General features: G+C 52.5%; 28 protein-coding genes, 1 pseudogene and 1 riboswitch. Of the genes and pseudogenes, 17 read left to right on the plus strand and 12 right to left on the minus strand.

Translation table 11 applies throughout. The annotated features are described in order from the left end of the window. The 4 genes and pseudogenes from GHH_RS02130 (at position 1) to GHH_RS02145 (ending at position 2,762) form a co-directional block, all read left to right on the plus strand. A complete protein-coding gene (locus GHH_RS02130; RefSeq protein ID WP_013144260.1) occupies positions 1–372 on the plus strand; it encodes a DnaJ family domain-containing protein in 372 nt (123 codons plus the stop codon). Between the two features lie 205 nt (positions 373–577). After that, the gene (locus GHH_RS02135; protein WP_015373923.1) at positions 578–1,147 is read left to right on the plus strand and encodes a hypothetical protein; all 570 of its coding nucleotides are present in this window, start codon (positions 578–580) and stop codon (positions 1,145–1,147) included. A 165-nt stretch (positions 1,148–1,312) separates the two neighbouring features. Further along, positions 1,313–1,954 carry a bifunctional precorrin-2 dehydrogenase/sirohydrochlorin ferrochelatase gene (locus tag GHH_RS02140; RefSeq protein WP_015373924.1) on the plus strand — a complete coding sequence of 214 codons (642 nt, stop codon included), beginning with the start codon at positions 1,313–1,315 and terminating at the stop codon, positions 1,952–1,954. Further along, positions 1,951–2,762, plus strand: a pseudogene (locus tag GHH_RS02145) (PhzF family phenazine biosynthesis protein). Before GHH_RS02140 ends, GHH_RS02145 begins: the two are co-directional and overlap by 4 nt. A gap of 123 nt (positions 2,763–2,885) precedes the next feature. Here the strand turns inward: GHH_RS02145 and bshB2 are convergent. Further along, entirely contained in the window at positions 2,886–3,539 is a 654-nt protein-coding gene (bshB2, locus tag GHH_RS02150) for a bacillithiol biosynthesis deacetylase BshB2 (RefSeq protein ID WP_015373926.1), read from the minus strand. A gap of 13 nt (positions 3,540–3,552) precedes the next feature. Next, positions 3,553–3,900, minus strand: coding sequence for a YojF family protein (locus GHH_RS02155; protein ID WP_013146358.1), 348 nt, complete (start codon positions 3,898–3,900; stop codon positions 3,553–3,555). 165 nt (positions 3,901–4,065) lie between these two features. Between GHH_RS02155 and GHH_RS02160 the strand changes: the two genes are divergently transcribed. Continuing rightward, positions 4,066–4,833, plus strand: coding sequence for an arginase family protein (locus GHH_RS02160; protein ID WP_015373927.1), 768 nt, complete (start codon positions 4,066–4,068; stop codon positions 4,831–4,833). A gap of 166 nt (positions 4,834–4,999) precedes the next feature. Here the strand turns inward: GHH_RS02160 and GHH_RS02165 are convergent, their stop codons facing one another. The 7 genes from GHH_RS02165 to GHH_RS02200 all read right to left on the minus strand — a co-directional run bounded on the left by GHH_RS02165 (position 5,000) and on the right by GHH_RS02200 (position 10,405). After that, entirely contained in the window at positions 5,000–5,284 is a 285-nt protein-coding gene (locus GHH_RS02165; protein ID WP_013146356.1) for an acylphosphatase, read from the minus strand. Between the two features lie 88 nt (positions 5,285–5,372). Further along, positions 5,373–6,119 carry a sirohydrochlorin chelatase gene (locus GHH_RS02170; protein ID WP_015373928.1) on the minus strand — a complete coding sequence of 249 codons (747 nt, stop codon included), beginning with the start codon at positions 6,117–6,119 and terminating at the stop codon, positions 5,373–5,375. Positions 6,120–6,129: 10 nt separating this feature from the next. Next, positions 6,130–6,906 carry a uroporphyrinogen-III C-methyltransferase gene (gene cobA, locus GHH_RS02175; protein ID WP_015373929.1) on the minus strand — a complete coding sequence of 259 codons (777 nt, stop codon included), beginning with the start codon at positions 6,904–6,906 and terminating at the stop codon, positions 6,130–6,132. Positions 6,907–7,054: 148 nt separating this feature from the next. Beyond that, positions 7,055–7,666, minus strand: coding sequence for an adenylyl-sulfate kinase (gene cysC, locus GHH_RS02180; protein WP_015373930.1), 612 nt, complete (start codon positions 7,664–7,666; stop codon positions 7,055–7,057). A gap of 12 nt (positions 7,667–7,678) precedes the next feature. Beyond that, entirely contained in the window at positions 7,679–8,839 is a 1,161-nt protein-coding gene (gene sat / locus GHH_RS02185; RefSeq protein ID WP_015373931.1) for a sulfate adenylyltransferase, read from the minus strand. Between the two features lie 274 nt (positions 8,840–9,113). Further along, the gene (locus GHH_RS02195; protein ID WP_015373933.1) at positions 9,114–9,821 is read right to left on the minus strand and encodes a phosphoadenylyl-sulfate reductase; all 708 of its coding nucleotides are present in this window, start codon (positions 9,819–9,821) and stop codon (positions 9,114–9,116) included. A 125-nt stretch (positions 9,822–9,946) separates the two neighbouring features. Then, a riboswitch (SAM riboswitch) is annotated at positions 9,947–10,051 on the minus strand. A 129-nt stretch (positions 10,052–10,180) separates the two neighbouring features. Further along, on the minus strand, positions 10,181–10,405 hold the full coding sequence (locus GHH_RS02200) for a DUF1128 domain-containing protein (protein WP_011229922.1): 225 nt from the start codon (positions 10,403–10,405) through the stop codon (positions 10,181–10,183). A gap of 349 nt (positions 10,406–10,754) precedes the next feature. On the opposite strand from GHH_RS02200, the gene GHH_RS02205 reads away from it, so the two are divergent. Both GHH_RS02205 and GHH_RS02210 read left to right on the plus strand, forming a co-directional pair. Beyond that, entirely contained in the window at positions 10,755–11,243 is a 489-nt protein-coding gene (locus GHH_RS02205) for a low molecular weight protein-tyrosine-phosphatase (protein ID WP_013146347.1), read from the plus strand. A 51-nt stretch (positions 11,244–11,294) separates the two neighbouring features. Then, positions 11,295–12,128: a YihY/virulence factor BrkB family protein gene (locus tag GHH_RS02210; RefSeq protein WP_015373935.1), complete on the plus strand. Its 834-nt coding sequence runs from the start codon at positions 11,295–11,297 to the stop codon at positions 12,126–12,128. Positions 12,129–12,472: 344 nt separating this feature from the next. Here GHH_RS02210 and GHH_RS02215 read toward each other — a convergent pair whose 3' ends face one another. Both GHH_RS02215 and GHH_RS02220 read right to left on the minus strand, forming a co-directional pair. Beyond that, positions 12,473–12,619, minus strand: a complete 147-nt coding sequence (locus GHH_RS02215) for a BH0509 family protein (protein ID WP_011229925.1) — start codon at positions 12,617–12,619, stop codon at positions 12,473–12,475. A gap of 124 nt (positions 12,620–12,743) precedes the next feature. Beyond that, positions 12,744–13,877 carry an MFS transporter gene (locus tag GHH_RS02220; RefSeq protein WP_015373936.1) on the minus strand — a complete coding sequence of 378 codons (1,134 nt, stop codon included), beginning with the start codon at positions 13,875–13,877 and terminating at the stop codon, positions 12,744–12,746. Between the two features lie 146 nt (positions 13,878–14,023). Here GHH_RS02220 and cax point away from each other — a divergent pair, with 146 nt between their 5' ends. Both cax and GHH_RS02230 read left to right on the plus strand, forming a co-directional pair. After that, positions 14,024–15,076: a calcium/proton exchanger gene (gene cax / locus GHH_RS02225; protein ID WP_015373937.1), complete on the plus strand. Its 1,053-nt coding sequence runs from the start codon at positions 14,024–14,026 to the stop codon at positions 15,074–15,076. 150 nt (positions 15,077–15,226) lie between these two features. Beyond that, entirely contained in the window at positions 15,227–16,015 is a 789-nt protein-coding gene (locus GHH_RS02230) for a YfkD famly protein (RefSeq protein WP_015373938.1), read from the plus strand. 29 nt (positions 16,016–16,044) lie between these two features. On the opposite strand, the gene yfkAB is transcribed toward GHH_RS02230, so the two are convergent. Next, positions 16,045–17,169: a radical SAM/CxCxxxxC motif protein YfkAB gene (gene yfkAB / locus GHH_RS02235; protein WP_015373939.1), complete on the minus strand. Its 1,125-nt coding sequence runs from the start codon at positions 17,167–17,169 to the stop codon at positions 16,045–16,047. Positions 17,170–17,399: 230 nt separating this feature from the next. On the opposite strand from yfkAB, the gene GHH_RS02240 reads away from it, so the two are divergent. The 8 genes from GHH_RS02240 to GHH_RS02275 all read left to right on the plus strand — a co-directional run bounded on the left by GHH_RS02240 (position 17,400) and on the right by GHH_RS02275 (position 26,444). After that, complete coding sequence (locus tag GHH_RS02240; RefSeq protein WP_015373940.1) at positions 17,400–18,947, plus strand: fumarate hydratase; 1,548 nt, start codon at positions 17,400–17,402, stop codon at positions 18,945–18,947. A gap of 208 nt (positions 18,948–19,155) precedes the next feature. Continuing rightward, positions 19,156–19,947 (plus strand): delta-lactam-biosynthetic de-N-acetylase, encoded by a 792-nt coding sequence (gene pdaA, locus GHH_RS02245; protein ID WP_015373941.1) that lies wholly within the window; start codon positions 19,156–19,158, stop codon positions 19,945–19,947. A 178-nt stretch (positions 19,948–20,125) separates the two neighbouring features. After that, positions 20,126–20,992 (plus strand): DNA-3-methyladenine glycosylase, encoded by an 867-nt coding sequence (locus tag GHH_RS02250; protein WP_015373942.1) that lies wholly within the window; start codon positions 20,126–20,128, stop codon positions 20,990–20,992. After that, complete coding sequence (gene rlmD / locus GHH_RS02255) at positions 20,989–22,392, plus strand: 23S rRNA (uracil(1939)-C(5))-methyltransferase RlmD (protein WP_015373943.1); 1,404 nt, start codon at positions 20,989–20,991, stop codon at positions 22,390–22,392. The genes GHH_RS02250 and rlmD overlap by 4 nt, the downstream gene beginning before the upstream one ends. 436 nt (positions 22,393–22,828) lie before the next feature. Next, positions 22,829–23,866, plus strand: a complete 1,038-nt coding sequence (locus GHH_RS02260; RefSeq protein WP_015373944.1) for a M14 family zinc carboxypeptidase — start codon at positions 22,829–22,831, stop codon at positions 23,864–23,866. Positions 23,867–23,936: 70 nt separating this feature from the next. Then, entirely contained in the window at positions 23,937–25,259 is a 1,323-nt protein-coding gene (locus GHH_RS02265; protein ID WP_015373945.1) for a M14 family zinc carboxypeptidase, read from the plus strand. A 174-nt stretch (positions 25,260–25,433) separates the two neighbouring features. Further along, positions 25,434–25,793, plus strand: coding sequence for a hypothetical protein (locus tag GHH_RS02270; RefSeq protein ID WP_015373946.1), 360 nt, complete (start codon positions 25,434–25,436; stop codon positions 25,791–25,793). A 27-nt stretch (positions 25,794–25,820) separates the two neighbouring features. Beyond that, positions 25,821–26,444 carry a PspA/IM30 family protein gene (locus tag GHH_RS02275; RefSeq protein WP_015373947.1) on the plus strand — a complete coding sequence of 208 codons (624 nt, stop codon included), beginning with the start codon at positions 25,821–25,823 and terminating at the stop codon, positions 26,442–26,444. Positions 26,445–26,484 lie beyond the last annotated feature (40 nt).

Below are 26,484 nucleotides of genomic sequence, written 5' to 3' on the forward strand. Positions count from 1 at the left end.
ATGGACGGATTTTGGCGCATCGCCGAGGAGAAAATTCGCGAGGCGATGAAAAACGGCGAGTTCGACAACTTGCCCGGCTTCGGCAAACCGCTTGAGATTGAAGACCTTTCCCGCATTCCAGAGGAGCTGCGGCTCGGGTATTTGTTGCTGAAAAACGCCGGCTATGTGAGGGAAGAAGCGGAGTTGCGCAAAGAACTTTTGACGCTCGAGGACTTGCTTCGTTGCTGCGAGGATGATGAGGAAAAACGGGAGCTGGAGAAAAAGCGGACGGAAAAACAGCTTCGGTTTGCGGAACTGATGAAGAAACGGGGGCAGACAAACTCGAAGGCATTGCGCGACTACGGGCGGCGCATTGAAGAGAAATTTCGCTAGACGATTCCTTCATATCTTGAGGAAACACGATTGTTTTGCGGGTTTCCTCATTTTTTATGCAAAGATGTCCAAAAAACGGGGAAAATAAGGAAGGAGTAAATGATCGGAAAGGAGGCAGCGCAAAGGAGGGAAAATAAAGAATGATTGATCCCAGCTGTCTAGTCGTTGATGGATCGTGAACGAAATGAAAAAAGGAGTGCACATGATGAGAAAATTATGGGTTGCCTTTTTTGCTTCGCTCGTTCTGGCGATGCCGTCATGGGTGTCTGCTCGAAGCCATGCAGGCGGGGGGGCCGATGTGCATTTGCCGGTCGGCCATATGTGGAAGCATGAGGGACTTGACGAGCAAAAGTGGATGGAGATGGTCCAAAAATATACGCCTGAGCAGGAAGAAGAATGGAAAAAAGTGCTGGATGAGCGGAACGCGTTGCGTCAGCAGTTGAACGATGAAAATGTGAAACAGGCCATCAAAGAAAAGTGCAAAAAGATGAAAAAAGAGCGCGAAGCAGCGCTTGACCGGCTCATCGACCAGCTGGCCAATAAAAAAATCACCAAAGAACAGTTTAAACAAGAGCTGAAACAGTTGCATAAAAAGAAACGGTGGATGACGAAAGAAGAAAAACAACAGCTTCACCAGCTTCATGAACAAACGAGGCAAGCGATGGAGAACAACGACCAGGAGGCGATGAAAAAGCTGCTTCCGCAATGGCTTGAGCATATGAAAAAGAAAAATGAACGGTTGGCGAAATGGCTTCAGGAAGTGAAACAAGGATGATATAATGAAGAAAAAGGCCGTGTTCAATGCACGGCTTCTTTTTTTACATTTTGGTTGGAAACGCCTTTTGGTTGTCTGCCAAGGCAGGCAGTCCGGGAAGATTGCGCCTGTTTTTGCGCAGAAACCGACTCAGTCTGCCTGATGCTGGAATGGGAGGGTTGCGCCGTGGGGTATCCGATTGTTCTTCATTTGCGCGGCCGCCGCGCGGTCGTTGTCGGCGGCGGGAAGGTGGCGGCAAGGAAAATTCATGGATTGTTAGAGGCAGGGGCGGAAATCGTGATGATTGCGCCTGAAGCGGAGCCGGAGCTTCAAGCGTTGGCCGCGGGGGGGATGATCGTTTGGAAGAAAAAGCGGTTTGACCCAGACGATTTGGCGGAGGCCTTTTTGGTGATTGCCGCGACGAATGATCGCAAGGTGAATGAAGCGGTGGCGCAAGCAGCAACACCCGGTCAACTCGTAAATGTCGTGGACGACCCGGAGCGATGCGATTTTCACGTTCCCGCTGTTGTCCGCCGCGGTCCGCTTACCATTGCCGTGTCGACCGGGGGGGCAAGTCCGGCGGTGGCCCGCCGCATTCGCCGCCAGCTTGAGGAGAAGTATGGCGAAGAGTATGGGCCGTATCTTCAGTTTTTGCAGCGGGCCCGCGACGTTGTATTGCGCGAAGTGGAGGACGCTGAGGGACGGAAGCGGCTGTTTCAGGCGCTCGCTGCTGATTCTTTCCGGCAGCGCGGCCGATGGGATGAAGAGTTGGCCCAGCTATTGGCGAACGAAAAAGAACGAAATGGGGAAAGAGGGAAAGAGCTATGAACATTCCGATGTATATTGTCGATGCGTTCACTGACCGGCCGTTTGCCGGCAACCCGGCGGCCGTCTGCTTGTTGCCGCAGCCGGCCCGTGATGAGTGGATGCAGCGTGTTGCCGCAGAAATGAATTTGTCTGAGACGGCTTTTTTAGTTCCACATGAGGGCGGCTATCGTCTGCGTTGGTTTACTCCTAAAGCAGAGGTTGACTTGTGCGGCCATGCAACGTTGGCGAGCGCCCATGTGCTGTGGGAGCGCGGGGAACACCGCCGAGATGAAGCGATTGCCTTTTTCACGAACAGCGGGGTGTTAACGGCTGTCAACAACGATGGCTGGATTCGGCTTGATTTTCCGAATGAAGCGCCAATGTTGGACGAGTCGCCTCCTGCCGTGCTCACCGACGCCTTGGCGGTAAAGCCGCTGTTTATCGGACGAAACCGGTTTGACTATTTAGTGGAAGTTGATTCAGAACGAATCGTGCATGAGCTGCAGCCGGATTTTCACTTGCTTCAACAAGTGGATGCCCTCGGTGTGATCGTAACAAGCCGCTCGATGACGGAGGGAGTAGACTTTGTATCGCGGGCTTTTTTCCAACTATTGGTGTTCCTGAAGATCCAGTCACCGGCTCGGCGCACTGCTGCCTTGGGCCGTATTGGGCGGACAAGCTTGGGAAAACGACGTTAGTCGGCTACCAAGCTTCAGCCCGCGGCGGCATTGTGCGGGTGACGATGGCGGGGGAGAGAGTGCATCTGGAAGGAAAAGCGGTCACTGTGCTGAAGGGGGAATTGGCCGAAGAAGCGTATGTTTGGCTATAGATGAAGATAGCAGCTGCCTGGCCGGACAGCGATGTTTGCATGCGTTTGGACAATGGGATCGCACCCAATAGGAAAATAGGGGGGCGGAACAAAGCGCCCCCACCCAAATCGGTGTCCGACCGCTTAATCATCCCACCGATACGTCCAAAACCGCTCCGTTTTCAGCCAGGCAAGCGCATCGCCGCGCTTGGAGGCTGCCTGCATCAGCCCTTCGGTTTGCGAACGGTGGGCGCGAATGGCGGCCAGCTTCGTCTCGATCACCGAGCTGACATCGCGCACGACATCCGGCTGGCCAAGGTCTTGTTCGCAGTTTTTCGCAAACGCAACGCAATGGACGGTTGGCCGTTCTTCTTTCGGCCAGCGCTTTAAGGCGCGGATGACAGCGGCTCCACACGCGTCATGATCGGGATGGACGCTGTAGCCGGGGTAAAACGTAATGACAAGCGATGGATTCGTTTCCGCCACGATGGCGGCGATCCGGTCAGCCAGCTCTTCTTCATCCTCAAACTCGACCGTCTTGTCGCGATAGCCGAGCAGGCGCAAATCATGAATGCCAAGAATGCGGCATGCTTCCTCCAGTTCTTGCTTGCGGATGTGTGGAAGCGTTTCGCGGTTGGCAAACGGAGGCACGCCCATATTGCGCCCCATTTCGCCGAGCGTTAAGCAAACGTATGTCACCGGCGTGCTGTTTTGCGCATGCTCGGCAATCGTTCCCGACACGCCGAACGCTTCATCGTCCGGGTGGGGAAAAACAACGAGCACATGTCGTTCATTCAACGGAACTCCCTCCTTACACAAACGGTTCGTTGCTTAGTTCGAGAGCCACGGCCAATTTCCCTTGATCATCATGGCCTGCTAGCAGCAACTGTCCTTTTTCTGTCCATTCCCAATGGGTCAGCCCTTCGGCGTACACCCAGCCAAGATCAAGCTTCAGTCCGACGCGATATGGCCCAGGGCCGGTAATCTTGCCGCGGGTGAAGCGAATGCAGGCGTTGCGGATGTAGGCGCCGACGGAATAAAAGCCATCGTTATGATGGGAGGCGTATGCTCCGTTCGTCGTTTCCAAATGAATATATACGTCGCGATTGGCAAAACGATTCAGCGCCTCTTGTACGGCGGCCGTGTCGATCGGTTGCAAGCGGCTCCCTCCTTGCTGTTTGTTTTTCTATTATTGTACATGACCGAGGCGTGTGAGCGGAACTATTTCGACTTCTATTGTATAATAAAAAAAGAGACACATCTTGGACTCATCCGCACCTACAAAGCGTTGAATGATGATTCAACGAAAGAAGGGTGATGATCGATGGGGTTTCAAGGCAATGGTGTCACGGTGTTGAATTTTGACGGCGTGTACCGGCCGCAAAAGCGGCTGTTTCAGTTCCCGCACGAATGGGTCGATCTCGCCGACGTGCCGGAGACGAATTTGTATTGCAGCGAAGCGGCGCTTGCTGAAATTGAGCGGCGGCTTGAGCGGCGGCGGAAGCGCGGGGCGGTGCTGATCGGCAGCGGCAACTACCATTATGTCACGTATTTATTGCTTAAAGAAATCAACGAACCGTTTACGCTTGTGCTTTTTGACCGCCATACGGATGCTGAAGGAGGGGATGATGTCATTTCGTGCGGCTCATGGGTCTCCTATGCACTTAAGCATCCGCGGCTGCAAAAAGTCGTGATCGTTGGCCCAACTGCTTCTTCGCATCAACTCCGTTTATCTCCGAAAATGACTGTTCTTCCATTTGATGATCATGATGAATGGCCAAAAGCGCTCATCGAGGCCATCCCGACCGGAAGCATCTATATCAGCATCGATAAAGACGCTCTTCGTCGCGAAGACGCGGTCACGAACTGGGATCAAGGAGTGATTCCGCTATCCCGGTTGCTCGCCTGCCTGCGGTTGCTTTTATTCCATAAAAAAGTGCTCGGCGTGGACATATGCGGCGAATACCCGCCCTCCGCTGTCGACATGTTCGACCCGCTTTGTCGCGAAGCGCGGGGAAAAAATGAGCAGGCGAACATGGCCATCTTGGAGACATATTTCCACTATGCGGCGCCGCATTTGCGGCCGGCGTAATCGAGCGGCGAGAAGCGTGGGAAAGGCAGAACCGCTTTTGGTTTGGCGATCAGAAAAGCAAGGAAGACGCTGTCCCTTCGGATTTTGGCCATCGAGCCGGCGCTTCTGCCGGCTCGATGGCCGAAAAAGCCGGGAAGGCCGCTGCTTGAGGGGATGAGCCTAGTTGTCAAAAGCCGCTCCCGTACATAATGCGAAATTGTTTTTCATCGGAGCGGACATCGCGCGGCTCGATGTGCATGCGGGCGACTTTGGCAAACATCGTTCCGGCTTCAATGGTGTCCAAAAAGAGTTGAAGGGCGCTTTCATCCCCCTGAACTTCCATTTCCACTGTTCCGTCATCATTGTTTTTCACCCAACCGGTCAGCTGCCGTTTTAGCGCTTCGTGTTGGACGAAGTATCGAAACCCGACGCCTTGCACGCGCCCTTCCACGATGACATGAACTCTTTTCACGCCGATGAGTCCTCCTTCATCACGGTTGTTCTGTTTCCATCATATAATAGATGAGGCGGAAAGTACATGAAAAGAGGAGCTTGATGGTTCAAGCTCCTTTTTTTACGGATGATAGCGATAATACTTGTTGTTGAATGAGCAGCACAAGCCGCGGGTGATCGCCTAGGTAAGAGCATAAATGCCACTCTTTGTCGGAAACAGAGAACCCCTGCAACTTCCGTTCGATCGTTTTCATTAAGACGCCGGTAAACAATAAGTACGGGACGACAAACACACGCCGATACGCCGATGCATGGGCCCGTTCGAGCCCTTCATCAAGCGTCGGGCGGATGGCAGCGAGAAAACAAACGTCCACGTGCGGCACGTTCGTTTTTTCTTTTAAAAGCGCAGCGATGGCGGACATGTCGCGCTTCGTGTCTGGATCACTGCTGCCGCGGCCGACAAGAAGGATCATCGATTCGCCGTCAAGCGGTGCGGACTGTTCGCTGATGCGGTCGATCATGATGTCGATCATCGCTTCATGGACGCCGAACGGAGCGCCGCAGAGGATATCAACGGACGGATGGCGCCGTCTCGCGATGTCCAATGCCGCTGGAATATCGTGTTTGGCATGCCCTGCAGAAAGAAGGAGAAGCGGAACGACGATGACGCGTGTCGCCCCTTGGGCGACACAACGGTCAACGCCGGTGACAATGTCCGGTTCCGCGAGCTCGACAAAGCATAGCTCTTGAATCGGAATATCGATGACCCTCCGGCACTGTTCGACGAAACGCGCCGCTTCATGGCGCGCGGCGGCAATGCGGCTGCCGTGGCTGACATATAAAACAGCTTCCATCGCCATCGCCTCACGATGTTGCCTCAGCGGCTGCCGATGACGCAAGCAACCGTTCGAACCATTGAATGTTGGCCCGCAGCCGGACGACGTCTCCGATCATGATCATGCTCGGATTTTGGATGTTTTCTTTGGCGGCGATTCCGGCGATCGTCGCGAGTGTGCCGGTGACGGTGCGCTGAGCCGTTGTCGTTCCCCATTCGATGACCGCCGCCGGCGTCTCCGGCGCTTTGCCGTATTTCATCAGCTGGCCGCAAATGTATGGCAAGTGATGAACCCCCATGTAAATGGCGATCGTATCGATGCCTTTGGCGAGGCTTTCCCATTTGATCTCGTCACGACTTCCGTCGCGCCGATGCCCGGTGACAAAGGCGACGCTTGAGCTGAACGCGCGATGGGTGACAGGGATGCCGGCGTAAGCCGCCGCCGCGATGGCGGAGGTGATGCCGGGAACGATCTCAAATTCGATCCCATGTTTGGCCAGCGCCTCGGCCTCTTCGCCGCCGCGCCCGAACACGAACGGATCGCCGCCCTTTAAGCGGACGACCGTTTTTCCTTTTTTGGCATGCCAGACGAGCGCATGGTTGATCGTTTCCTGCTGCATGGCATGGAAGCCGGGCAGCTTGCCGCAAAAGATGAGTTCGGCGTCCGGCTTGGCATATGAAAGCAACTCTTCATTGATGAGACGGTCGTACAAAATGACATCCGCCTGCTGGATGCATTTTAATCCTTTGACGGTAATGAGTTCCGGGTCGCCGGGGCCGGCGCCGACAAGATATACTTTGCCCATCGTTGTTTCAGCCCCTTCGTGCATGATTCAGCCAGCCGCCGGAAAACGGCATGGATGCTCGGCTGCTTTTATTGTAAATGGTCTGCCTTGGGATGAAAACGACCTTGTCAAATGACCTCCCGTTCTTTTTTGGCAGAGGACGGGGGAATCAGTCTGTTTTCGCATCCGGGATCATTCCTCGCTCGCGCAGGTAGGCGAGCACTTGCTCGACACATTCGTCAACCGAATAACGGTGTGTTTCGATCGTCAGCTCCGGTGCTTCCGGCGCTTCGTACGGCGAGTCGATGCCCGTAAATTCACGGATTTCCCCGCGGCGAGCTTTTTGATACAGCCCTTTCGGATCGCGCTTTTCGCATTCTTCAAGCGGGCAGTTGACGTAAATTTCGATAAACTCGTCTTCTTCGACTAAGCGGCGGACGAGCGCCCGGTCTTCGGCAAACGGCGAGATGAACGCCGTCAGCACAAACTGGCCGCTGTCGACAAACAGCTTTGCCACTTCGCCGATGCGGCGGATGTTTTCCGTCCGGTCGGCGGCGGAAAAGCCGAGATCTTTATTGAGCCCGTGCCGGATGTTGTCGCCGTCTAAGACATAATTCTGAATGCCGAGCTCAAACAGTCGTCTGGAGACGGCATTGGCCACCGTCGATTTGCCGGAGCCGGACAGCCCGGTGAACCAAAGGATGGCGCTATGATGGCCGTTGCGCTTGCGACGATCTTCTTTTGTGACCGATGTGTGATGCCAAACGATGTTCGTGCTCATCGCCATCCTCCTTTAGCGCGCTGACGGGGCGACCGTTTCGCGTTCTTGCAGCCCTTTGATCAAGACGGCGGCCACTTCCGGGCGGCTGAACGTGCTCGGCGGCACTTGGCCGTTGCGCAGCATTTCACGAACTTTCGTGCCGGAAAGGACGACATGGTATTTCGCGTCATGCGGACACGTTTTTGTCGATGCCATCCCTTCGCATTTCGTGCAGTAAAAGCTATGTTCGAAAAAGAGCGGCGTAATGCCAAGCTCTTCAGCCGTAAAGTTCAAGAAGATTTTTTGCGCATCATACGTACCGTAATAATTGCCGACACCAGCGTGGTCGCGGCCGACGATGAAGTGCGTGCAGCCGAAATTTTTGCGCACCATTGCGTGGAAAATGGCTTCACGCGGACCGGCATAGCGCATCGCAGCTTGGAAGACGCCGAGGAAAACGCGGTCTTTCGGGTAATAGTTTTCCAGCAGCACTTGATAGCTTTCCATCCGGATGTCAGCCGGAATATCGTCCGCTTTCGTTTCGCCGACGAGTGGGTTTAAAAACAGGCCATCAACGATCTCGAGCGCGCATTTTTGAATGTATTCATGGGCGCGGTGAACCGGATTGCGCGTTTGGAAGCCGACAACGGTGTTCCAGCCAAACTCAGCAAACTTTTTCCGCGTTTCCGCTGGATCAAAATAAAACGCGGCGAATTGGCCTTTGTCGGTCCGTTTGACAAGCGTAATCTCCCCGCCGACATACACATCCGGCTTTTCAAACAGTTTGCGCACGCCTGGGTGGGCAAGTTCATCCGTTTTATAAACGAGCTTCGCTTCTTTCGTTTTGTCCGGGCGGTAAATGTCAGCAATCTCAATGACGCCGTAGACGTCGCCACGATAAACGAGTTTCGCCTTATCGCCGACGGCGAGCTCTTTCGCTTTTTCTTCTGTTACCGCGAGCGTGATCGGAATGCTCCAGACGGTGCCGTCAGAAAGACGCATGGTTTCAACAACCGCGTCGTAATCCGTTTTCGTTAAAAAACCAGTGAGGGGGCTGTAGGCGCCCGTTCCGATCAGCTCCAAGTCGCTCAGTTCGGCTTTGGAGAGCTCGATCGTTTTGGTCGCCTCATCAAGCGGATAGTCCGGATTCCAACGATTGATCAATGTGCCGCCATGCGGGATGCTTACGCTCATGTTCATAACCTCCTAGATTGATAGATGTTGTGAAATGCCGCTGCCATGTTCATGAGGCAAGCGCTCTTTTTTTTAGGCTAATGACGCCAAGCAGACGCTCAAGATGGCGATGACCGTATAGACGTCGCTGTCAAACAGCAGCTTGACGATTCGGAATGGCGTCCGATTCATCAGCGACGCCTATCGAGGCCGCCGCGCCGCTTGCCCCGATGTTCATGGCAAAGAAAAAGGATGCGATCAAAGCAATGGCAAGGAGCATGTCAATGTTCTCTCCTTAGGCGAGATGGAGACCGCATTCCGTCTTTCCTTGGCCAGCCCAGCGCCCGGAGCGCAAGTCGTTCGGATCTGTAGCCGGAGCGGTGCACGGGGCGCAACCGATGCTCGGGTAGCCGCGGTCGTGGAGCACGTTGTACGGAAGGCCGTGTTTATACACGTAATTCCAAACGTCTTTCCACGTCCAGTGAATGAGCGGACAAACTTTAATCGAACGGAACTTGTCGTCTTTGTTAATGTACTCGACATGCCGCCGCGTCGGCGATTGCTCGCGGCGCAAGCCGGAAATCCACGCCGTCACCCCGGTCAGCACCTCGCGCAGCGGAATGACTTTGCGCAGCTCACAGCATTTGTTCGGGTCGCGTTTCCATAACTCGTCGCCAAACTGCGCCTTCTGTTCTTCCAACGTCAAGCGCGGCTGCTTCATCACGATGCGAAGCGACGGATATTTTTCTTTCACTTTCGCGATCGTATCGTATGTCTCTGGAAAATGCAGACCGGTATCCAAAAAGACAATTTCGGCGTTCGGTTTGACCCGAGAGATGAGATCAATCAGCACAATCCCCTCGATGCCGAAGCTGCACGCGTATACGATCTCATCGCCGTATTCGCGATACGCCCAGGCCAGGACGTCAAGCGCCCCTTTTGTTTCATTATCGGACGGAAAAGACGGTTTTTCCGCCGTTTCCCACTGATCATACGTGAGCATCGGTTTCTCCTCCTCACAAAATCAAAGAAAATCCACGTAATTAGTCGGATATATAGCGGCCAAACGGCAATTCGGCGGCAAAAATCCTTCCTTGCATGAATCAGAAAGAGCGGGAGAAAGGGAGCCCCTTATTTTACTAAAGATCTTCTTTAGCTGGAATTGGCACTTTGCTATAGGCGGCAGGTTGTCGGAGTTCATTGAGCCCATTCCTCCCTCACTCTCGAGCAACGTATGCAACGCATGTCATTTAATTGATTAAAATTTTAGCACAATTGACGATAATGTCAATCATAGTTTTTCGATAGGAATTGTTTTTATACGAAACAGCTGCATTGCCTGCCTAACAGCAGATGGGAGCGTTATTTTTTGCGCAGGCTTCCGAGCTCTTCGACAATCGCCTGCATTTCGCTTGGGCTGAACGTCTCGCGTTTCATCACCATCTCGTAAATGTCTCTCAACTCATCGTACCATTCCTCGGAAAAATGGGACGGCTTGATGGCATCCAAGTTCAGCACTTTCAACTTTTGCTTCAACTGTTCGATCATGTAGGCGACGTTTTCCGCCGACCGTTTTGATAAATCCATTCGTTTACTCCTTTCATGGCAAGTTACTATGTATTGTACCATAGGTGCAGGAAGAATGGGGAGAGATTGCATGGCTTGCTTTTCTGATGAAAAACGGATGATGTGGTAAAATGTAGGTGCACATGCATAGTGCCAGTCTAAAAGGTTGGTGAAACACCGCGTTTTCTTCAAAATGGTTGTCGTGAACGCGCGCAAGAGTTGTTGGCCCATTCGCACACGCTCCCCCGCTGGAGTTGTTTTGTCGTGACATCCCCGTCCTTTTAGGGCCAAAAAGGGCTAGATGAAAAGAAATGAAGGAAAACTAACGGTGGAAAGCACCGTGGACATAGAGAGAGGGGTGGCTGTTTGGATGATTAAAGTGCTGTTTGTTTGTCTTGGAAACATTTGTCGTTCGCCGATGGCGGAAGCGGTCTTCCGTCATTTGGTGAAAGAGCGGGGGCTTGACGGTCTGATTGCCGTTGATTCGGCGGGAACAGGCAGCTGGCATGTCGGTGAGCCGCCGCATGTGGGGACAAGAAGGGTTTTGACGGAAAATAAGATCGACTACTCCGGCATCCGCGCCCGGCAAGTGAACCATCGTGACTTGGAAGAATTTGATTACATCATCGCCATGGACGCAGCCAACTTGAACGATTTGCGCCGATTGGCTGGCTCCCGTTCGAAAGCGGTGCTCGCCCGGTTGCTTGACTTTGTTCCCGACCGGGAAAAAGACGATGTGCCTGATCCGTATTATACCGGGAATTTTGCCGAAGTGTATCGCCTCGTCCGCTCAGGGTGCGAGCATTTGCTTGAGAGGATCATCCGCGACCATCGACTTGGTGTGGAGGAAACAAAATGACTTTGAGGGCGGCGCACCCGTCTAGGGAAAAACGGGGAAGGAGGGCAGCCGATGGTCGTAAATTTGGCGTTCATCCGTGAGTTGGCCCGCCGTTTTACGGAAGATGAAATCCCGCGCTTGTCGGCGGAATTGGCATATTACTTTCTTCTGTCGCTCTTTCCGTTTTTGCTGTTTTTAATGACGCTGTTGGCGTATTTGCCGATTCCGCATGAAGATGTGCTTGCGCTCGTGCGGCAATACGCCCCGAAAGAGGCGCTTCACCTCATTGAGACGAACGTTCATCGCCTCATCGATGAGCAAAACGGAGGATTGTTGTCGTTTAGCATCATCGCAGCGATTTGGTCAGCGTCTAATGGCATGAGTGCCATTATGAGGGCATTCAACCGCGCTTATGATGTGCAAGAAGACCGGCCGTTTTGGATCGTACGCGGGCTGTCGATTGTGTTGACGCTCGGCATGATCATGGTCATCATCGTTGCCCTCGTGCTTCCGGTCTTCGGGCGGATAATCGGGCTGTTTTTGTTCTCTGCTCTCGGGTTGTCGCAACAGTTTTTGAATGTTTGGAATGCATTTCGTTGGGTGACGAGTTCGCTGTTATTGTTTGCTGTCTTTACTGCCCTTTATTATTTCGCGCCGAACAAACAGCTTCGTTGCGTCAACGTCGTGCGCGGTGCGCTGTTTGCCACCGCCGGCTGGATTGCGGCGTCGCTGGCGTTCGCGTATTATGTCAACAACTTTGCCGATTACACGGCGATGTACGGCAGCCTTGGCGGGATGATCGTGTTGATGGTTTGGTTTTATTTGTCCGGCATGATTCTTGTCTTAGGCGGGGAACTCAACGCCATGTTTGACTGTGAGCGCGAAGGGAAAAGACGGCAGCGTTAGCGTGCATAAACGGTGCCGAGGCGGGATATCGTAACAATGCAAGGGATCTTGGCATAGGGGGGATCAAGATGACGAAACATACGAAAAAAGACGGGGGCACGAAGCAAAAAGGAAAAAACAGACCAAAGCATAAGACGAGTGGCAGCGCCAACGGCCAAAACGGCTATCATTGAAAGAAGCTGTCTCAAAAGGTGGTTCTTCGTTCAACATACCACAACATATTGTAATATTGTGCCCCGGCGGTCGTTTTATGTGTATAGATGGAAATCAAAAAAAGGTGCCCTTCCTTTTTTGAGGGCACCTTTCCTTTCATGCAAACACAGGCACATCGAGCCGCTGCCGCTTTATTCAACGATTTCTTCGTGATGGTGGTAATAGCGCTCATAAATGTATTCAATTTCTGCATCAGTCATATAGGCGAGTTCCTCGCGCGACAATCCCCGCACTTTTTCGATAAACTCGATCATATTTTTCCGTTCCGTTCTGCTCATGATCGCCACTCCTTTATACTGTTTTAAAACAGAAACTTGATATCTTGGTTTTATTATATAACAGAGGGAACAAAATGGTCAACGATTTTTTTGAAAAAATAAAAAATAAAAAACAAAAAAACGGTCAAGCCGCTGTTTCCTGTTCCCGGCGGCTGACGAGGCAAATGGCCGGAACGAGGAGGACAGCGCTGACCGCAAGGAAAAAGGCGCGACTAGAGAGATCCACCACGCTGCCGGCAAGCGGCGGGCCTGTCATGCTGCCGAGACTGTATAGCATCCCGCACAACAAATTGCCGGCGGGAAGCAGTTCTTTCGGCAACAGGTCGGTCATATAGGCGATGCCGAGAGAGAAGAGCGAACCGGTAAACATGCCAGCGGTGAACAAACAGGCAGCCAACCCAACCATGGACGCACCGACAGTGAGGGCAATCAAAAAACAACCGGCGCCGGCCAAGAGTGCACCGGTGATGATCTCGCGCCGCCCGAACCGGTCGCTGAGCGCTCCGAGCGGAAGCTGAAAGATGATGCCCCCAAGCGAGAAGCATGGCAAGATGAAGGCGATCTGCTCAGCGCTCATCCGCTCACGCAAGGCGTACAGCGGGAAGATGGAATGAACAGCCGCTTCTAAAAAACCGTACGCAAACGGCAACAAAAGCGCTGGCCATGCCTGTTTCCAAGCGCCAATAAACCGACCGGCCGCCGACGAAGAGCGTTCAAGCGGCTTTGGTTTTTCGTTCGGCAGCCAAAAGACGCCGATCCAACCGGCGAAACTAAGGAGAGCAGCTAAATAAAACGGAAGCGCCTTCTCGACCGAAGCGAGTGAAGCCAACAGCGGGCCGATGGTGAAGCCGAGGCCGAACGCCCACCCATACAGCGACAGCCGCCGTCCGCGCTCCGCCGGCGGCGAAAAGTCCGTAATCCACGTTTGCGTCGCAAAATGAAGCATATGATCGCCGATGCCGATGGCAAAGCGAAGAACGAGCCAAAAGAAAAGAGAAGGAAAAAGTGGAAAAAGAATAAGCGAACATATTACAATGAAACCACCAAGGAGAATGAGGAGCCGATAGCCATAGCGTCTCAGCGGCCGTTCCAAAAATGGCGAAATGGTCAAGACACCGATATACAGGGCGGCGGCGTGCGCCCCGTTAACGGACGAAGAGACGCCGTTTTCATCAAGAAGCATCGCCAGAAGCGGCAGCAACATCCCTTGCGACAGACCAGAGACGGCGACAATCCCGGTTAAGATGGCAAAACGCATCGTGCATCCCCATTTCAGTTGAAATCGCCGGCCGATCAAACAAGCGAGGCCGGATGTTTCCCAGGGCGAATGAATGCCCTTATCCATCGTACATAGAAACGGCGGTCAATGCAACGAAAACAATCAAGAGGAAAGGTGGAAGAGAAATGAACAAGGTGTTTGCTTGGATGACATGGATCGGCGTGCCGGTGTCGGTCATCGGCGGGTTTCTTCATTGGCCGACTGTCTTGATGTTTGTGTTGTACTGTTTGACGATCATTGCGCTCGCCAGCTACATGGGGCGAGCGACGGAAAGCTTGGCGATCGTCGCCGGACCGCGCATTGGCGGGCTGTTGAACGCGACGTTTGGCAACGCGGTCGAGCTGATCATTTCCATTTTTGCCTTGCAGGCTGGACTCATTGACGTCGTGCTCGCTTCCTTAACCGGTTCGGTGCTCGGGAACTTGCTTTTGGTGGCTGGGCTATCATTTTTTGTCGGCGGACTAAAATATAAGCGGCAAGAATTCAACATTTATGATGCTCGTCATAATGCCGGGCTGCTGACTTTTGCCATCTTCATCGCTTTTGTCATTCCGGAAGTGTTTACCATGCATATGAATCACAGCGAACAAGTCGCGTTGAGCGTTGGCATTTCGATCATCATGATCTTGCTTTACGCCGCTGCCCTTTATTTCCGGCTTGTCACCCATCGCGGCGTATATCAGCATAAATCAGAAGAAGTGGAAGAACATGAAGAGCCCGAATGGGGCAAAGGGAAAGCGACCGCCATTTTGGCGCTGGCGACGGTTGCGGTCGCCTATTTATCGGAACGGCTCGTTCACACGTTTGAAACGGTCGCTGAGTCATTCGGCTGGAGCGAGCTGTTTATCGGGATCATCATCGTGGCCATCGTCGGCAATGCGGCGGAGCACGCTTCCGCGGTTATTATGGCGTACAAAAACAAAATGAATGTCGCGGTGGAAATTGCCGTCGGCTCGACATTGCAAATCGCCATGTTCGTTGCGCCGGTGCTTGTGCTCGTTTCGCTTTTGTTTCCGGAAAAGATGCCGCTTGTCTTTTCACTTCCTGAGCTGGTGGCGATGGCTGCTTCCGTCCTTTTGATGATCGTGCTGTCAAATGATGGTGATACGAACTGGTTTGAAGGCGCAACATTGCTCGCTGCCTATACGATCATGGGCATCGGTTTTTACTTGCTGTAAGTGACTGCATCCGGGCGTTCGCCGTCCGGGTGTTTTTTGCGGGTGCGGGAAGTGGGGCGTCAAACGGGGAAAATTTTCGCCGCCGCGGATAAACGGCGCATTTTGAAAGAAACTAACAGTGAATAACGTGGGAAGAAAGGAGTGAAGACGATGAAAAAGTGGGCTGTTTCGCTGTTTGGGAGCGTGCTTCTTCTTTATGCGGCGGCGTTTTCGGCGCTGGCGGCTGCCGGCAAACCGGCGCCCGGTGCGGTGATGGATATATCGAAGGAAAATACGTATCCGAACCCGACTCAAGATTTGCCGCATTTGGAACCGAGCTCGTTTACAAAACAGCTGTTAAGATCGGCGAATGTGAAAATTGAGAATCCCGAATTGATCCATCTCTTTAATGAATCTTCGGCGACCGACACGCCATGGGCCATTGGCTTCAGGGCGACGATTTATTTAGGCCAATGGCCGCTCAATTACCAGTCGATCGAAACGTCGACGAACTGGGAATATCAAAAGGTCAACACGAATTTCCTTGATAACCGCGGCGGCGATACGGCGCAAAAGTTGTACTATAAACAAGAAATGCAAAAATACGTCCGCGGCGGGTTGACGGTGAAAGTGCCGAATGAAGACGCGGTTAAGCGGATGATGTTAAACAAAGCGATGGAAAAGACGAACTTGCCGCTCTCTTTCAGCACGGTTGTCGGCCTTGGCACGAAAAAAGACCAACCGTACAACGTACCGGCGAAAAAAATAGGTTATTTGTACGCGTACGCTCCGGCGGTGAATGAAAAAGGGAAAGTAACATACGGGGAAGTGTACGTCGTGCTCAAAGGAAACAAAAAGAAAATTGTCGTCAAAAACGTGACGACAAGAGGGGTTGGGGCGTGGATTCCGGTGCAGGATCGCCTGTACATGTCATATGTGGTGAGTGAACAGCCAAGATAAAACGTCAAGGAAAAGCTCCTTGACGTTTTTTATCGGCCAATGCGCGCGGACCGCTTCGTAAAATCGACGCCGCGGTAATACGTCTGCTTCACAAGGACGTTCGGTCCGAGGCAGCGTGCCGACGGGCAGTGGCAAAGAAGCTCCCTAGCAAGCTTTGAGCGCCGCCATTTGTCATACACGTCTGGCAGCGAATCGTGAATGATGTTGCCAAGCGGCGGTTCATCACCGAAATCGGTGACGATGACATCGCCGGTGAAAATATTGACATTGAGCCGTGAACGTCCGTCTGGATCGTTGCGCACGGTGACGTTTTTGCTTTCATACAGCCGCTTCAATAGGCGCACATCTTCTTCGTTGTCGCTGCACGGGTAAAACGGCAGCGTGCCAAACAGCATCCAGACGTTTTCGTCGCGAATGTCAAGCAAATGGTGAATCGCTTCGCGCAATTCGTCCAAGCTCAACGTCTCTAAAGCGCTGGCAAAATCGCTCGGATACATCGGATGGATTTCATGGCGCCGACAGCCCATTTCCTCGACAACTTGGCGGTGGATCGCTTCCAAGTGGCGGACGGTCCGTTTGTTTAACATCGTTTCCGCGGATACCATCACGCCGGCATTTGCCAGCGCTTTTGCATTGTCAAGCATGCGCTGGAAGTATTTCTCGCGTTGGGCGCGCGTCGGCTTCCGCTCCATCATGGCAAAACCACCTTCGACAAAGTCGTCGACCGTCCCCCAGTTGTGCGAGATATGGAGCACATCCAAATACGGAATGACTGGTTCATAGCGAGACAAATCCAACGTCAAGTTCGAATTAAGCTGCGTCCGCACCCCGCGCTCGTGCGCGTAGCGGAGAAGGGGAACGACGTATTGTTCGACGGATTTTAATGACAGCATCGGCTCGCCGCCGGTGATGCTTAATGACCGCAAATGCGGAATTTCCTCGAGCCGGCGGAGCAACATATCAAGCGGCAGCGCCTCGGGATCTTTCATTGTCAACGTATAGCCAACAGCACAATGCTCACAGCGCATATTGCAAAGCGTCGTTGTGGTAAACTCAATATTCGTCAGTTGTAGTTGTCCATATTCTTCAATATCGACGTACGCTTCCCAAGGGTCATACGCCGGCGTAATGGCCGGTATGGTCGATGAACGCATTACTTTCTCCTCTCTCCATGACAAAGTCCTATCGTTCATTATTAGCCGCCTTAGCAGCGCTTGTCAATCGTTTTGGATGTTTTGCCTCTACCCCATTCGTATGATGAGGATGGAACAATCATGAGATCGAAAAGAAAGATTTTTTACACAACGCTGGAAAACGGAGTATAATAGGAAAAGATGGGACAACTGCATATGGACGATAAACAGGGGAAGGGGCGTTTAGACAAATGGAAAAATTCCAGCAAAGCATGTATGACTTGATTGTGGAAACATCTACGAAGTTGCCAAAGGATGTCCGTCGAGCGATCGCTCGGGCGAAAGCGCGCGAAAACGCCGGCACGCGGGCGGCCATGGCGCTCAATACGATCGTCGAGAATATTCAGATGGCGGATGAAAACGTGTCTCCCATTTGCCAAGACACCGGCTTGCCGACGTTTAAAATCAAAGTGCCGGTCGGCGTCAATCAAATCGAAATGAAAAAAGCGATCCGGGCCGCCATTGCCGAAGCGACGAAAAACGGCAAACTGCGCCCGAACTCGGTCGATTCGCTCACCGGCAAAAACAGCGGCGACAATTTAGGGGAAGGCGTGCCGGTCATTAAATTCGAACAATGGGAAAACGATTACATTGACGTTCGCCTCATTTTAAAAGGCGGCGGCTGTGAAAACAAAAACATCCAATACAGCCTTCCGTGTGAACTCGAGGGGCTCGGCCGCGCTGGCCGCGATTTGGACGGCATCCGCAAATGCATTTTGCATGCGGTGTACCAAGCGCAAGGGCAAGGATGCAGCGCCGGCTTTATCGGCGTCGGCATCGGCGGCGACCGCTCATCCGGCTATGAGTTGGCGAAAGAGCAGCTGTTCCGTCCGGTTGATGACGTCAACCCGATCGAAGAATTGCGCCAGCTGGAAGAATACATTATGGAAAACGCCAACAAGCTCGGCATCGGCACGATGGGCTTTGGCGGCGAATCGACGCTGCTTGGCTGTAAAATCGGCGTCATGCATCGCATCCCGGCGAGCTTCTTCGTCTCCGTCGCCTACAACTGCTGGGCGTTCCGGCGCATGGGCGTGAAAATCGATCCGGCGACCGGTGAGATCATCGAATGGCTGTACCAAGACGGCGAAGACGTCGATTTTGCAAAAGAGTTGGAAAAAGCGGAAGCGGCCGCGGCGCTTGAACAAGGAGAGGCGCGCGTCATCGATCTCGTTCCGCCGCTGTCGGAAGAACAAGTGCGGAAGCTCCGCGTCGGCGACGTCGTCCGCATCAGCGGCGTCATTTACACCGGCCGCGACGCCATTCATAAATATTTGATGGATCACGATGCCCCCGTCGATTTGAACGGGCAAATCATTTACCATTGCGGCCCGGTCATGCTAAAAGACGAAGACGGCCGCTGGCACGCCAAAGCCGCCGGCCCGACGACCAGCATCCGCGAAGAGCCGTACCAAGGCGACATCATGAAAAAATTCGGCGTCCGTGCTGTCATCGGCAAAGGCGGCATGGGCGCGAAGACGCTGCAAGCGTTAAAAGAACACGGCGGCGTGTATTTGAACGCCATCGGCGGCGCGGCGCAATATTACGCCGATTGCATCAAATCCGTGGAAGGCGTTGATTTGCTGGAGTTTGGCATCCCCGAAGCGATGTGGCATTTGCGCGTCGAAAACTTCACTGCTGTTGTCACGATGGATTCGCACGGCAACAGCTTGCATGAAGATGTGGAAAAATCGTCGCTTGAAAAGCTGGCCCAGTTCAAAGAGCCGGTGTTCAAGTAAGAGGGAGAGCTGAATTTCAAGCACATGGCTAGGAGAGCTGAATTTCAAGCACATGGCTATTGGTATTCACAAGCTGATCCCGTTTTCTTCTCTGTCCCCAAAGCGCTCGCTTTTGGGGCTTTTTTTTGCAAAAAATGGCGCGCGTAAAGCGGTCAGGGGTGAAAACAATAAGAAAGAGGAAAAGATGGCGGCCAAGGAGGAACTAGGCATGAGATGGCTCATTTCTCTCGTTTTAGCGCTCGCGCTTTTTCCCGCCCCTGCTTTTGCCATAAGCAATGCGCCGATCCATTGGGGATTGAAGCGAAGCGAAAACCACGAGCCCCCGTCGGCGGGAAAAGAGCTCGATGAGCTGCTTGCCAAATATGACGCGTTTTATTTAGGCGATACGAGTGAAAAAACGATTTACTTGACGTTTGACAACGGCTATGAAAACGGCTATACAGCACAAATTTTGGACGTATTGAAAGAAAAACATGTGCCGGCCGCCTTTTTTGTCACCGGCCATTATTTGCAAACAGCGCCCGATTTAGTCAAACGGATGGCGGCGGAAGGGCATATCATCGGCAACCATTCGTGGCATCATCCCGATTTAACAACTGAAAGCGATGAGCAGGTGCGCGAAGAGCTGGAAAAAGTCAAGGAAAAGACAGAAGAGTTGACCGGGCAAAAAGGGATGATGTACCTTCGCCCGCCGCGCGGCATTTTCAGCGAGCGGACGTTATCTCTCGCCCGCGACCTTGGCTATTATCACGTCTTTTGGTCGCTGGCGTTCGTTGACTGGCAAACCGACCGCCAGCGCGGCTGGCAATATGCTTACGACCAAATCATGAAACAAATCCATCCGGGGGCGATTTTGCTGTTGCATTCCGTGTCCAAAGACAACGCCGAAGCATTGCCGAACGTGATCGACGACTTGCGCAAACAAGGGTACACGTTCGCCAGCCTTGATGACCTTATGGCCAAAAAGACCGGCCTTCATCCGTGGCTGTTTCGCCCATAAGCCGCTTTCATCACTTGAGCACAAAAGCGGTACGAAACGTTGTGTGTTGGACCATTCGAAAACCCGCCTCGTTCTGTCAACCGAACCATATGCCGCTGCCTCGTCCTGCCAACAAGTTGGTTCGACGGGGCGTTTTTCGTTATAATAGGGGCACGGACAAATGAGAAAGGTGAGAACGATGTGGAAACGAACGATCACTGTGCCGGCGCCGTATGATTTCGCCCACGCGCTTGAACGGCTTGCATTGGATCCGCTCCTGGCGGTCGATTTAGAGCGGCGGCGCATCACCGTGCCGCTTCATCTCGATGGTTTAAAGGTGCCGGTCGTGATTGAAAGCATCGGCACAAAAGACGATCCTCGCTTTGTCGTCTCGGCGCCGCATCCCAAGCGGCAGGAAGACATCATCGAGCGCGTCTCTCATTTATTTCAATGGCGGACGCCGCTCGTTCTGGTGTATGATCATTTTCGCGCGACCGAGCTGGCGCCGCTGTTTGCCGAGTATGAGGGGCTGCCGCTTGTGCTCGATTTTGACTTGTATTTTTGCCTAATGAAATGTTTGATCCACCAGCAGCTTCATCTTAAAGTCGGTTACCGGCTCACAGAGCGGTTTGTGAAAGCGTTTGGCGAGGAGCGGGACGGCGTTTGGTTTTACCCGCGCCCGGAAGAAGTGGCCGCCCGTTCGTACGATGACTTGCGCGCCTTGCAGCTGAGCGGGCGGAAAGCCGAATATATCGTCGATGTGTCGCGCCTCATTGCCGAGGGGAAGCTGCGGCTTGATGAACTCGAGCAGATGGAAGACGGCGAGGTGATGGAGAGGTTGACCGCCGTGCGCGGCATCGGTCCGTGGACCGTGCAAAATTTCCTCCTCTTCGGCCTCGGCCGTCCGAACGTCTTTCCGCCGGCGGATATCGGTTTGCAGCGGGCGGTCGAAAAATGGTTCGGGCTTCCGAAGCGGCCAACTGTCAAAGAGATGGCGGCGCTTAGCGAGCGGTGGAAGCCGTACGCCAGCTATGCGGCGCTTTATTTATGGAGAAGTATCGAATGAGAGGGACCGATATGGCAAAGCAACAAATGAACATCAAAATCAAAAAAGGCGAGCAATTTCCGGTGACGATTCAACGGATCGGCATTAACGGCGAAGGGGTCGGTTATTTCCAAAAACAAGTCGTCTTCGTCCCCGGTGCGTTGCCGGGGGAAGAAGTCATCGTTGAGGCGACGGACATCCACCCAACCTACGCCGAGGCGAAAATCAAGCGCATCCGCAAGCGCTCGCCAAACCGCATCAAGCCGCCATGCCCGCTCTATGACCAGTGCGGCGGCTGCCAGTTGCAGCACTTATTGTACGAGGCGCAGCTCGAGGCGAAGCGCGACATTGTCATCCAGGCGCTCCGCCGCCATGCCCGGCGCCTCGATGTCGACAAGCTTGACATCCGCCCGACGATCGGCATGGACAACCCGTGGCATTACCGAAACAAAAGCCAGTTTCAAGTTGGAATGAAGGAAGGGAAGGTGCTCGCCGGGCTGTACGGCCTCAACTCCCACCGGCTCATCGATTTATCGGAATGCCGCGTCCAGCATCCGCAAACGACGCGCGTCACGAACATTGTGAAAACGATTTTGCAAGACTTGCGCATCCCGATTTACAACGAGCGGACAAGAACGGGCGTCGTGCGGACGATCGTCGTCCGCGTTGGCTTCCATACGGGCGACATCCAGCTTGTGCTGGTGACGGCGACAAAAGACATCCCGCGCAAACAGCTGCTCATTGACGAAATTCGCCGCCGCCTCCCAGAAGTGAAATCGATCGTGCAAAACATCAACGGCGAAAAAACGTCGCTTATTTTCGGCGACGAGACAGAAGTGCTCGCCGGCGACGAATATATTCAAGAAACGCTCGGCGATTTGTCGTTTGAACTGTCGGCGCGCGCCTTTTTCCAGCTCAACCCGTTGCAGACGGTGAAATTGTACGACGAAGTGAAAAAAGCGGCCGCCCTCACCGGAACGGAGCGGATCGTTGACGCTTACTGCGGCGTCGGCACGATCGGTTTGTGGCTTGCTCGCGATGCCAAAGAAGTGCGCGGCATGGACACGATTCCGGAAGCGATCGAAGACGCGCAAAACAACGCCAAAAAGCATGGGTTCACCAACACGCACTATGTCGTCGGCAAAGCCGAATATTGGCTGCCAAAATGGGTGAACGAAGGCTGGAAGCCGGACGTCATCATCGTCGACCCGCCCCGCGTCGGCTGCGACCGGGCGTTGCTTGAAACGATTCTCCACGTCCGCCCGAAAACAGTCGTCTACGTCTCATGCAACCCATCCAGCCTCGCCCGCGATCTCGATGCCTTGGCCGCACAATACCGCGTCGACTACATCCAGCCGGTCGACATGTTTCCGCACACGGCGCATGTGGAAGCGGTGGCGAAGCTGGTGTTGGAAATGTAAACATGAAGTAAACTTGTTCCGCTCCTTAGGAATGATTCACAGCAGACAAGAAAGTCATATATTTTTTGAACCGATTGAAACTGATGGCTTATTGTAAAAAACGCACGTAGCAAAGCGCCTTTTCCTGTCAAGGAAAGGCGTTTTTTCTGTTTGCTGGTGGGAAAGGCGGAGGTTTGCCGCATATTGTAGGTGAAAGGGAAAGAAAGGTTGAATCCGACGGCGTGCTTAACATATAGGAGAGCTCACTTCTAGATAAAGGGAATAGGCTCTTTGTATGGCTGGATTCTTCCGAGTCTTCATACTGATCCAAGGAGGATAGCTCGTTTATCCTATCTTTTTTGTTGATATTAGTTATAAATTCCTGTTTTATCCATAGACGAAAGGAAAATGAAAAAAAATTTAGAATAAAATGAGTAAATGATAAGGAGGGTGAGCAATGAAGAAAAAATTACTCATGTTGACCGTTGCTGGGGGCCTTCTGGCGAGCAGTGCCGCTATCCAGTTGCCGTTTGTAGAGGCGGTCGGCAATGGGCCGAATTATGGAGGGCATGAAACGGTTAGAACCGCTATACTCCACACTTATGAAGAGATGGTTGCCTTCTTAAAGGAGCAGGACGCTAAACAAGAACAGATGGAATTAGAAGTGATTGGGCAATCCATCAAAGGAAGAGACCTATATCTCGTCAAGTACATCAAAAACCCGGATCATCCGACCATTTTATTTTTGACTCAACAGCATGGCAATGAGCAATTGACGACAGAAGGAGCTCTGGAGTTTATTAAACATCTTGGGACAAGGAAAATGAAAGACGTCTTGAACCATGTCAATGTACTAATCGTGCCGATGCTAAACCCGGACGGGGCGATGGGGGATGTTGATTTTCCGCTCGATGATTATATCGCAAGCGGAGACCGCCATTTGACGAGGTATAATGCCGTTGGCGCTGATTTGAATCGCGATCATGTAAATAAACAATATCCGGAGACAAAGGCGCTACATAACAACGTGCTCCGCAAATATCACATCGATTATATGATCGACTTGCACCATCAAGGGGCAAACAGTGAACGGGACGGCAAGTTAGTATCCGGCTCTATTCTTTATCCAACTTCTCCTAATGCAGATGAAGAAGTTGTTTACCGTTCCAAACAATTAGGGGCTGTAATTTTTGATGCCATCGAGCCGACAGGATGGGGGCATCTTGGAAAATATGTTGGCGGCTCATCAGAGGCCATTGGCCGAAATGGCATTGCAGTTGAATATGGAATTTCGACATTGCTATTTGAGATGCGTGGGATGTCAGACCATTACATTGGTAGCTATGTTATTGGACAAAAAAGCAACGGTTATTTAATTCGACAAACGGTTGTCGCTTTGGATGCGGCAGTTAGGGCAATCGCTGACGGCTCGATTCATGAAAAAGATGTTTCTTTTTGGGACACCCTGCCTTATCAAGAGCGGAGATCTGAGTAGTAGATCGGCTCTCCGTTGAAACGCGCAGAGAGATTATATCACTTTTTTTAAATTGAAAGGGGATACGCTCATGAAAGGAAAACGCCCAAAACTTATATGGCCAACTGCTTTGGCGCTTACGCTTGGATTGTCCTCCCCCGTTTTTGCGGATCCGCAGTCAAGACCGAACGGCCCGTATGTCGAAGATAGCCAAAATATTTCGTTATCAAGCTTTATGTCTAATGAGGAATTGGCGGCTACCCTTCAGAAGCTGGAAGCTGCTTCCCAAGGAAAGATGAAGGTTGAAATCGCCGGGTATTCAAACTGGGCGCCTGATGGATACAAGACGGCCGAGGATAAAGGCTATCCTCTTTACTTAGTGAAGTTTGGAGACGCCGACCCGAATAAGAAACGTATATTCATTACAGCCCAAATTCACGGAAATGAGCAAATCGGCGCCGAAGCAGCCATTGATATTATGAGAAAGCTGTCTTCCAATGACCAGGAAGTTCAAAACATTTTAAAGAAGGTATCGATTTGGATTATGCCACGCATTAACCCTGAAGGGGCCGATAATACGTATGAAGGAAAATGGTATCCGACCCGTTATACACACCAGACGTGGGAACCGGAGAAGCTAGGGCTTTCGGAGGACACAGCTGCCCCGTGGTATTATAGGGCGGACGGGAGCGAGAGAGCTCAAAATAATGACGGCCGCGTCTATTATGGCATCCCTGGTTATGACCAAAATCGGGATTATAACCCGAACTTGAACTTTCGGATAGAGGATTATCATCCAAGTGATGTTGCGGCGTTTTTAAATAACAAAGAAACGAATAACAGCTTATATGGCGGTTTTTACGTTACGGCGGAGGCGAGAACGGTGACAAGTGTGTTTCAACAATTCAAGCCAGACGTATACATCGATCTTCACCATCGGGGATTTAACACTGTTTCCGATGATGACAACCGCTCCGTTCCCGTACAGCTGGCCGCCGTTGTCGCGGATCCATATACAGATCCGTTTACAGGAAAACATTATGAGGTGGATGAAGATGTCTTGACACTTAGCAAGCAAGTCAATGCCTTGGCTGCACAATCACTTCAAAGAGGCCAGTCACATTTCGGAGCGGTGCAAAAGTATCCTGACGTAAACTTGCCTGGCACGGCCCTCGGGGCGTTTGCATTGAACGACACCGCTATTATGTTGATTGAAATCAAAGGACAATCGCAAACGCTAGGACAAAAACAGTCCGGCATGTTAAGGCAAACGGTTACAACACCGCTCTACGAGGTGTTCAAAGCCATGGCTGACGGCTCCATTCATGATATTGACCCGGCGCTGTATGATGCCATTCCGGAGGCTGACAATCGCATCAGTGATCCAACAACAAGGGATGATCAACACTTCTAAAGGGATGGAATTGTTTCTGAAACTGGCAGTCATGTCAACATGGCTGTCAGTTTTATTTTTTAAGGCCTCGTGAAACGAAAAATACGCCTCCAGTCGTAGACAAAATATATCTATGGAACATGATGGGAAACGGATTGTCCGCAGTATGATGGAAAACGAAAGGAGGCGAAAGGATTGGCAAAAAAGATCGGGCTGTTCGTTGCCGGCGCGGTGGCGTTGTTTGTGCTGCTGTTTCATCTTGGACCGCTTGTCGGGTTGGCAATCACGCTGGCGGTGCTGTACTATGCGTTCAAGAAATGGTTGAAAGCCCCGTCGACATTCGGGAAAGTGGTGTGGGCGCTCATTGGCTGTGCGGCGTTGGTGGCCAGCGCTTCGAATGTGCCGGCGCTTATCGCGCTTGTCGCGGCGTATGTGCTGTATGTTGTGTATCGGAAATGGAACGGAGTGAAAGATGAGCGCATCGTTCCAGAAGCAGACGACCCGTTTGTCAACTTTGAAAAACAATGGGCGGAGCTGCAAAAGCATTATTCATGAAATCAATGGAAAAGGAGCGAATCGATGATGAGTGTGTTCTCACGCTTGAAAACGATCATTGAAGCCGATCTCCATGAATGGCTTGACGAAAAAGAAAAGAAAAACCCGATCGCGCTTCTCAATCACTATTTGCGCCAATGTGAACAGGAAGTCGAGCGGGTGCGGCAGCTGCTCGAGCGCCAATATGTGCTGAAAGAGCAATTTGCCCGCGAACATCGCGAAGCCGAACAGATGGCGGAAAAGCGAAGCAAGCAGGCGGAGGTGGCGACGCAAGCCGGGGAAATGGAGCTGGCCGAATTTGCGCGGCGTGAACAAGCGCAATATGCGGAACGCGCGGCCCGCTTAAAACAGCTGCTCGAGCAAACGAGCCGCGAGCTGTTTGAGTTAGAAGCGAAATATGAAGAAATGAAGCATAAGCTGAAAGATATGCAAATGCGGCGCATGGAGCTGATGGGGCGGGAGAATGCGGCTCGGGCGCACTACCGCATCCATCGGGTGGTCAACGGGGACACCGGCCCGGCGTTGGCGGCGTTTGCTGATGCGGAAGTCTACCTTGACCGCCTTGAGCAGCAAGTTCGCTCCGATTATTACCGGAGCACGATCGATGCGCGCATCGCTCAGCTGGAAAAGCAGTTGCAGGAAGGAAAATAACCGGATATGCTAAAGGCGTACATGGTTACGCCTTTTTCAT

The sequence above is a fragment of the Geobacillus sp. GHH01 genome (assembly GCF_000336445.1).
In the GTDB taxonomy this organism is placed as follows: domain Bacteria; phylum Bacillota; class Bacilli; order Bacillales; family Anoxybacillaceae; genus Geobacillus; species Geobacillus zalihae.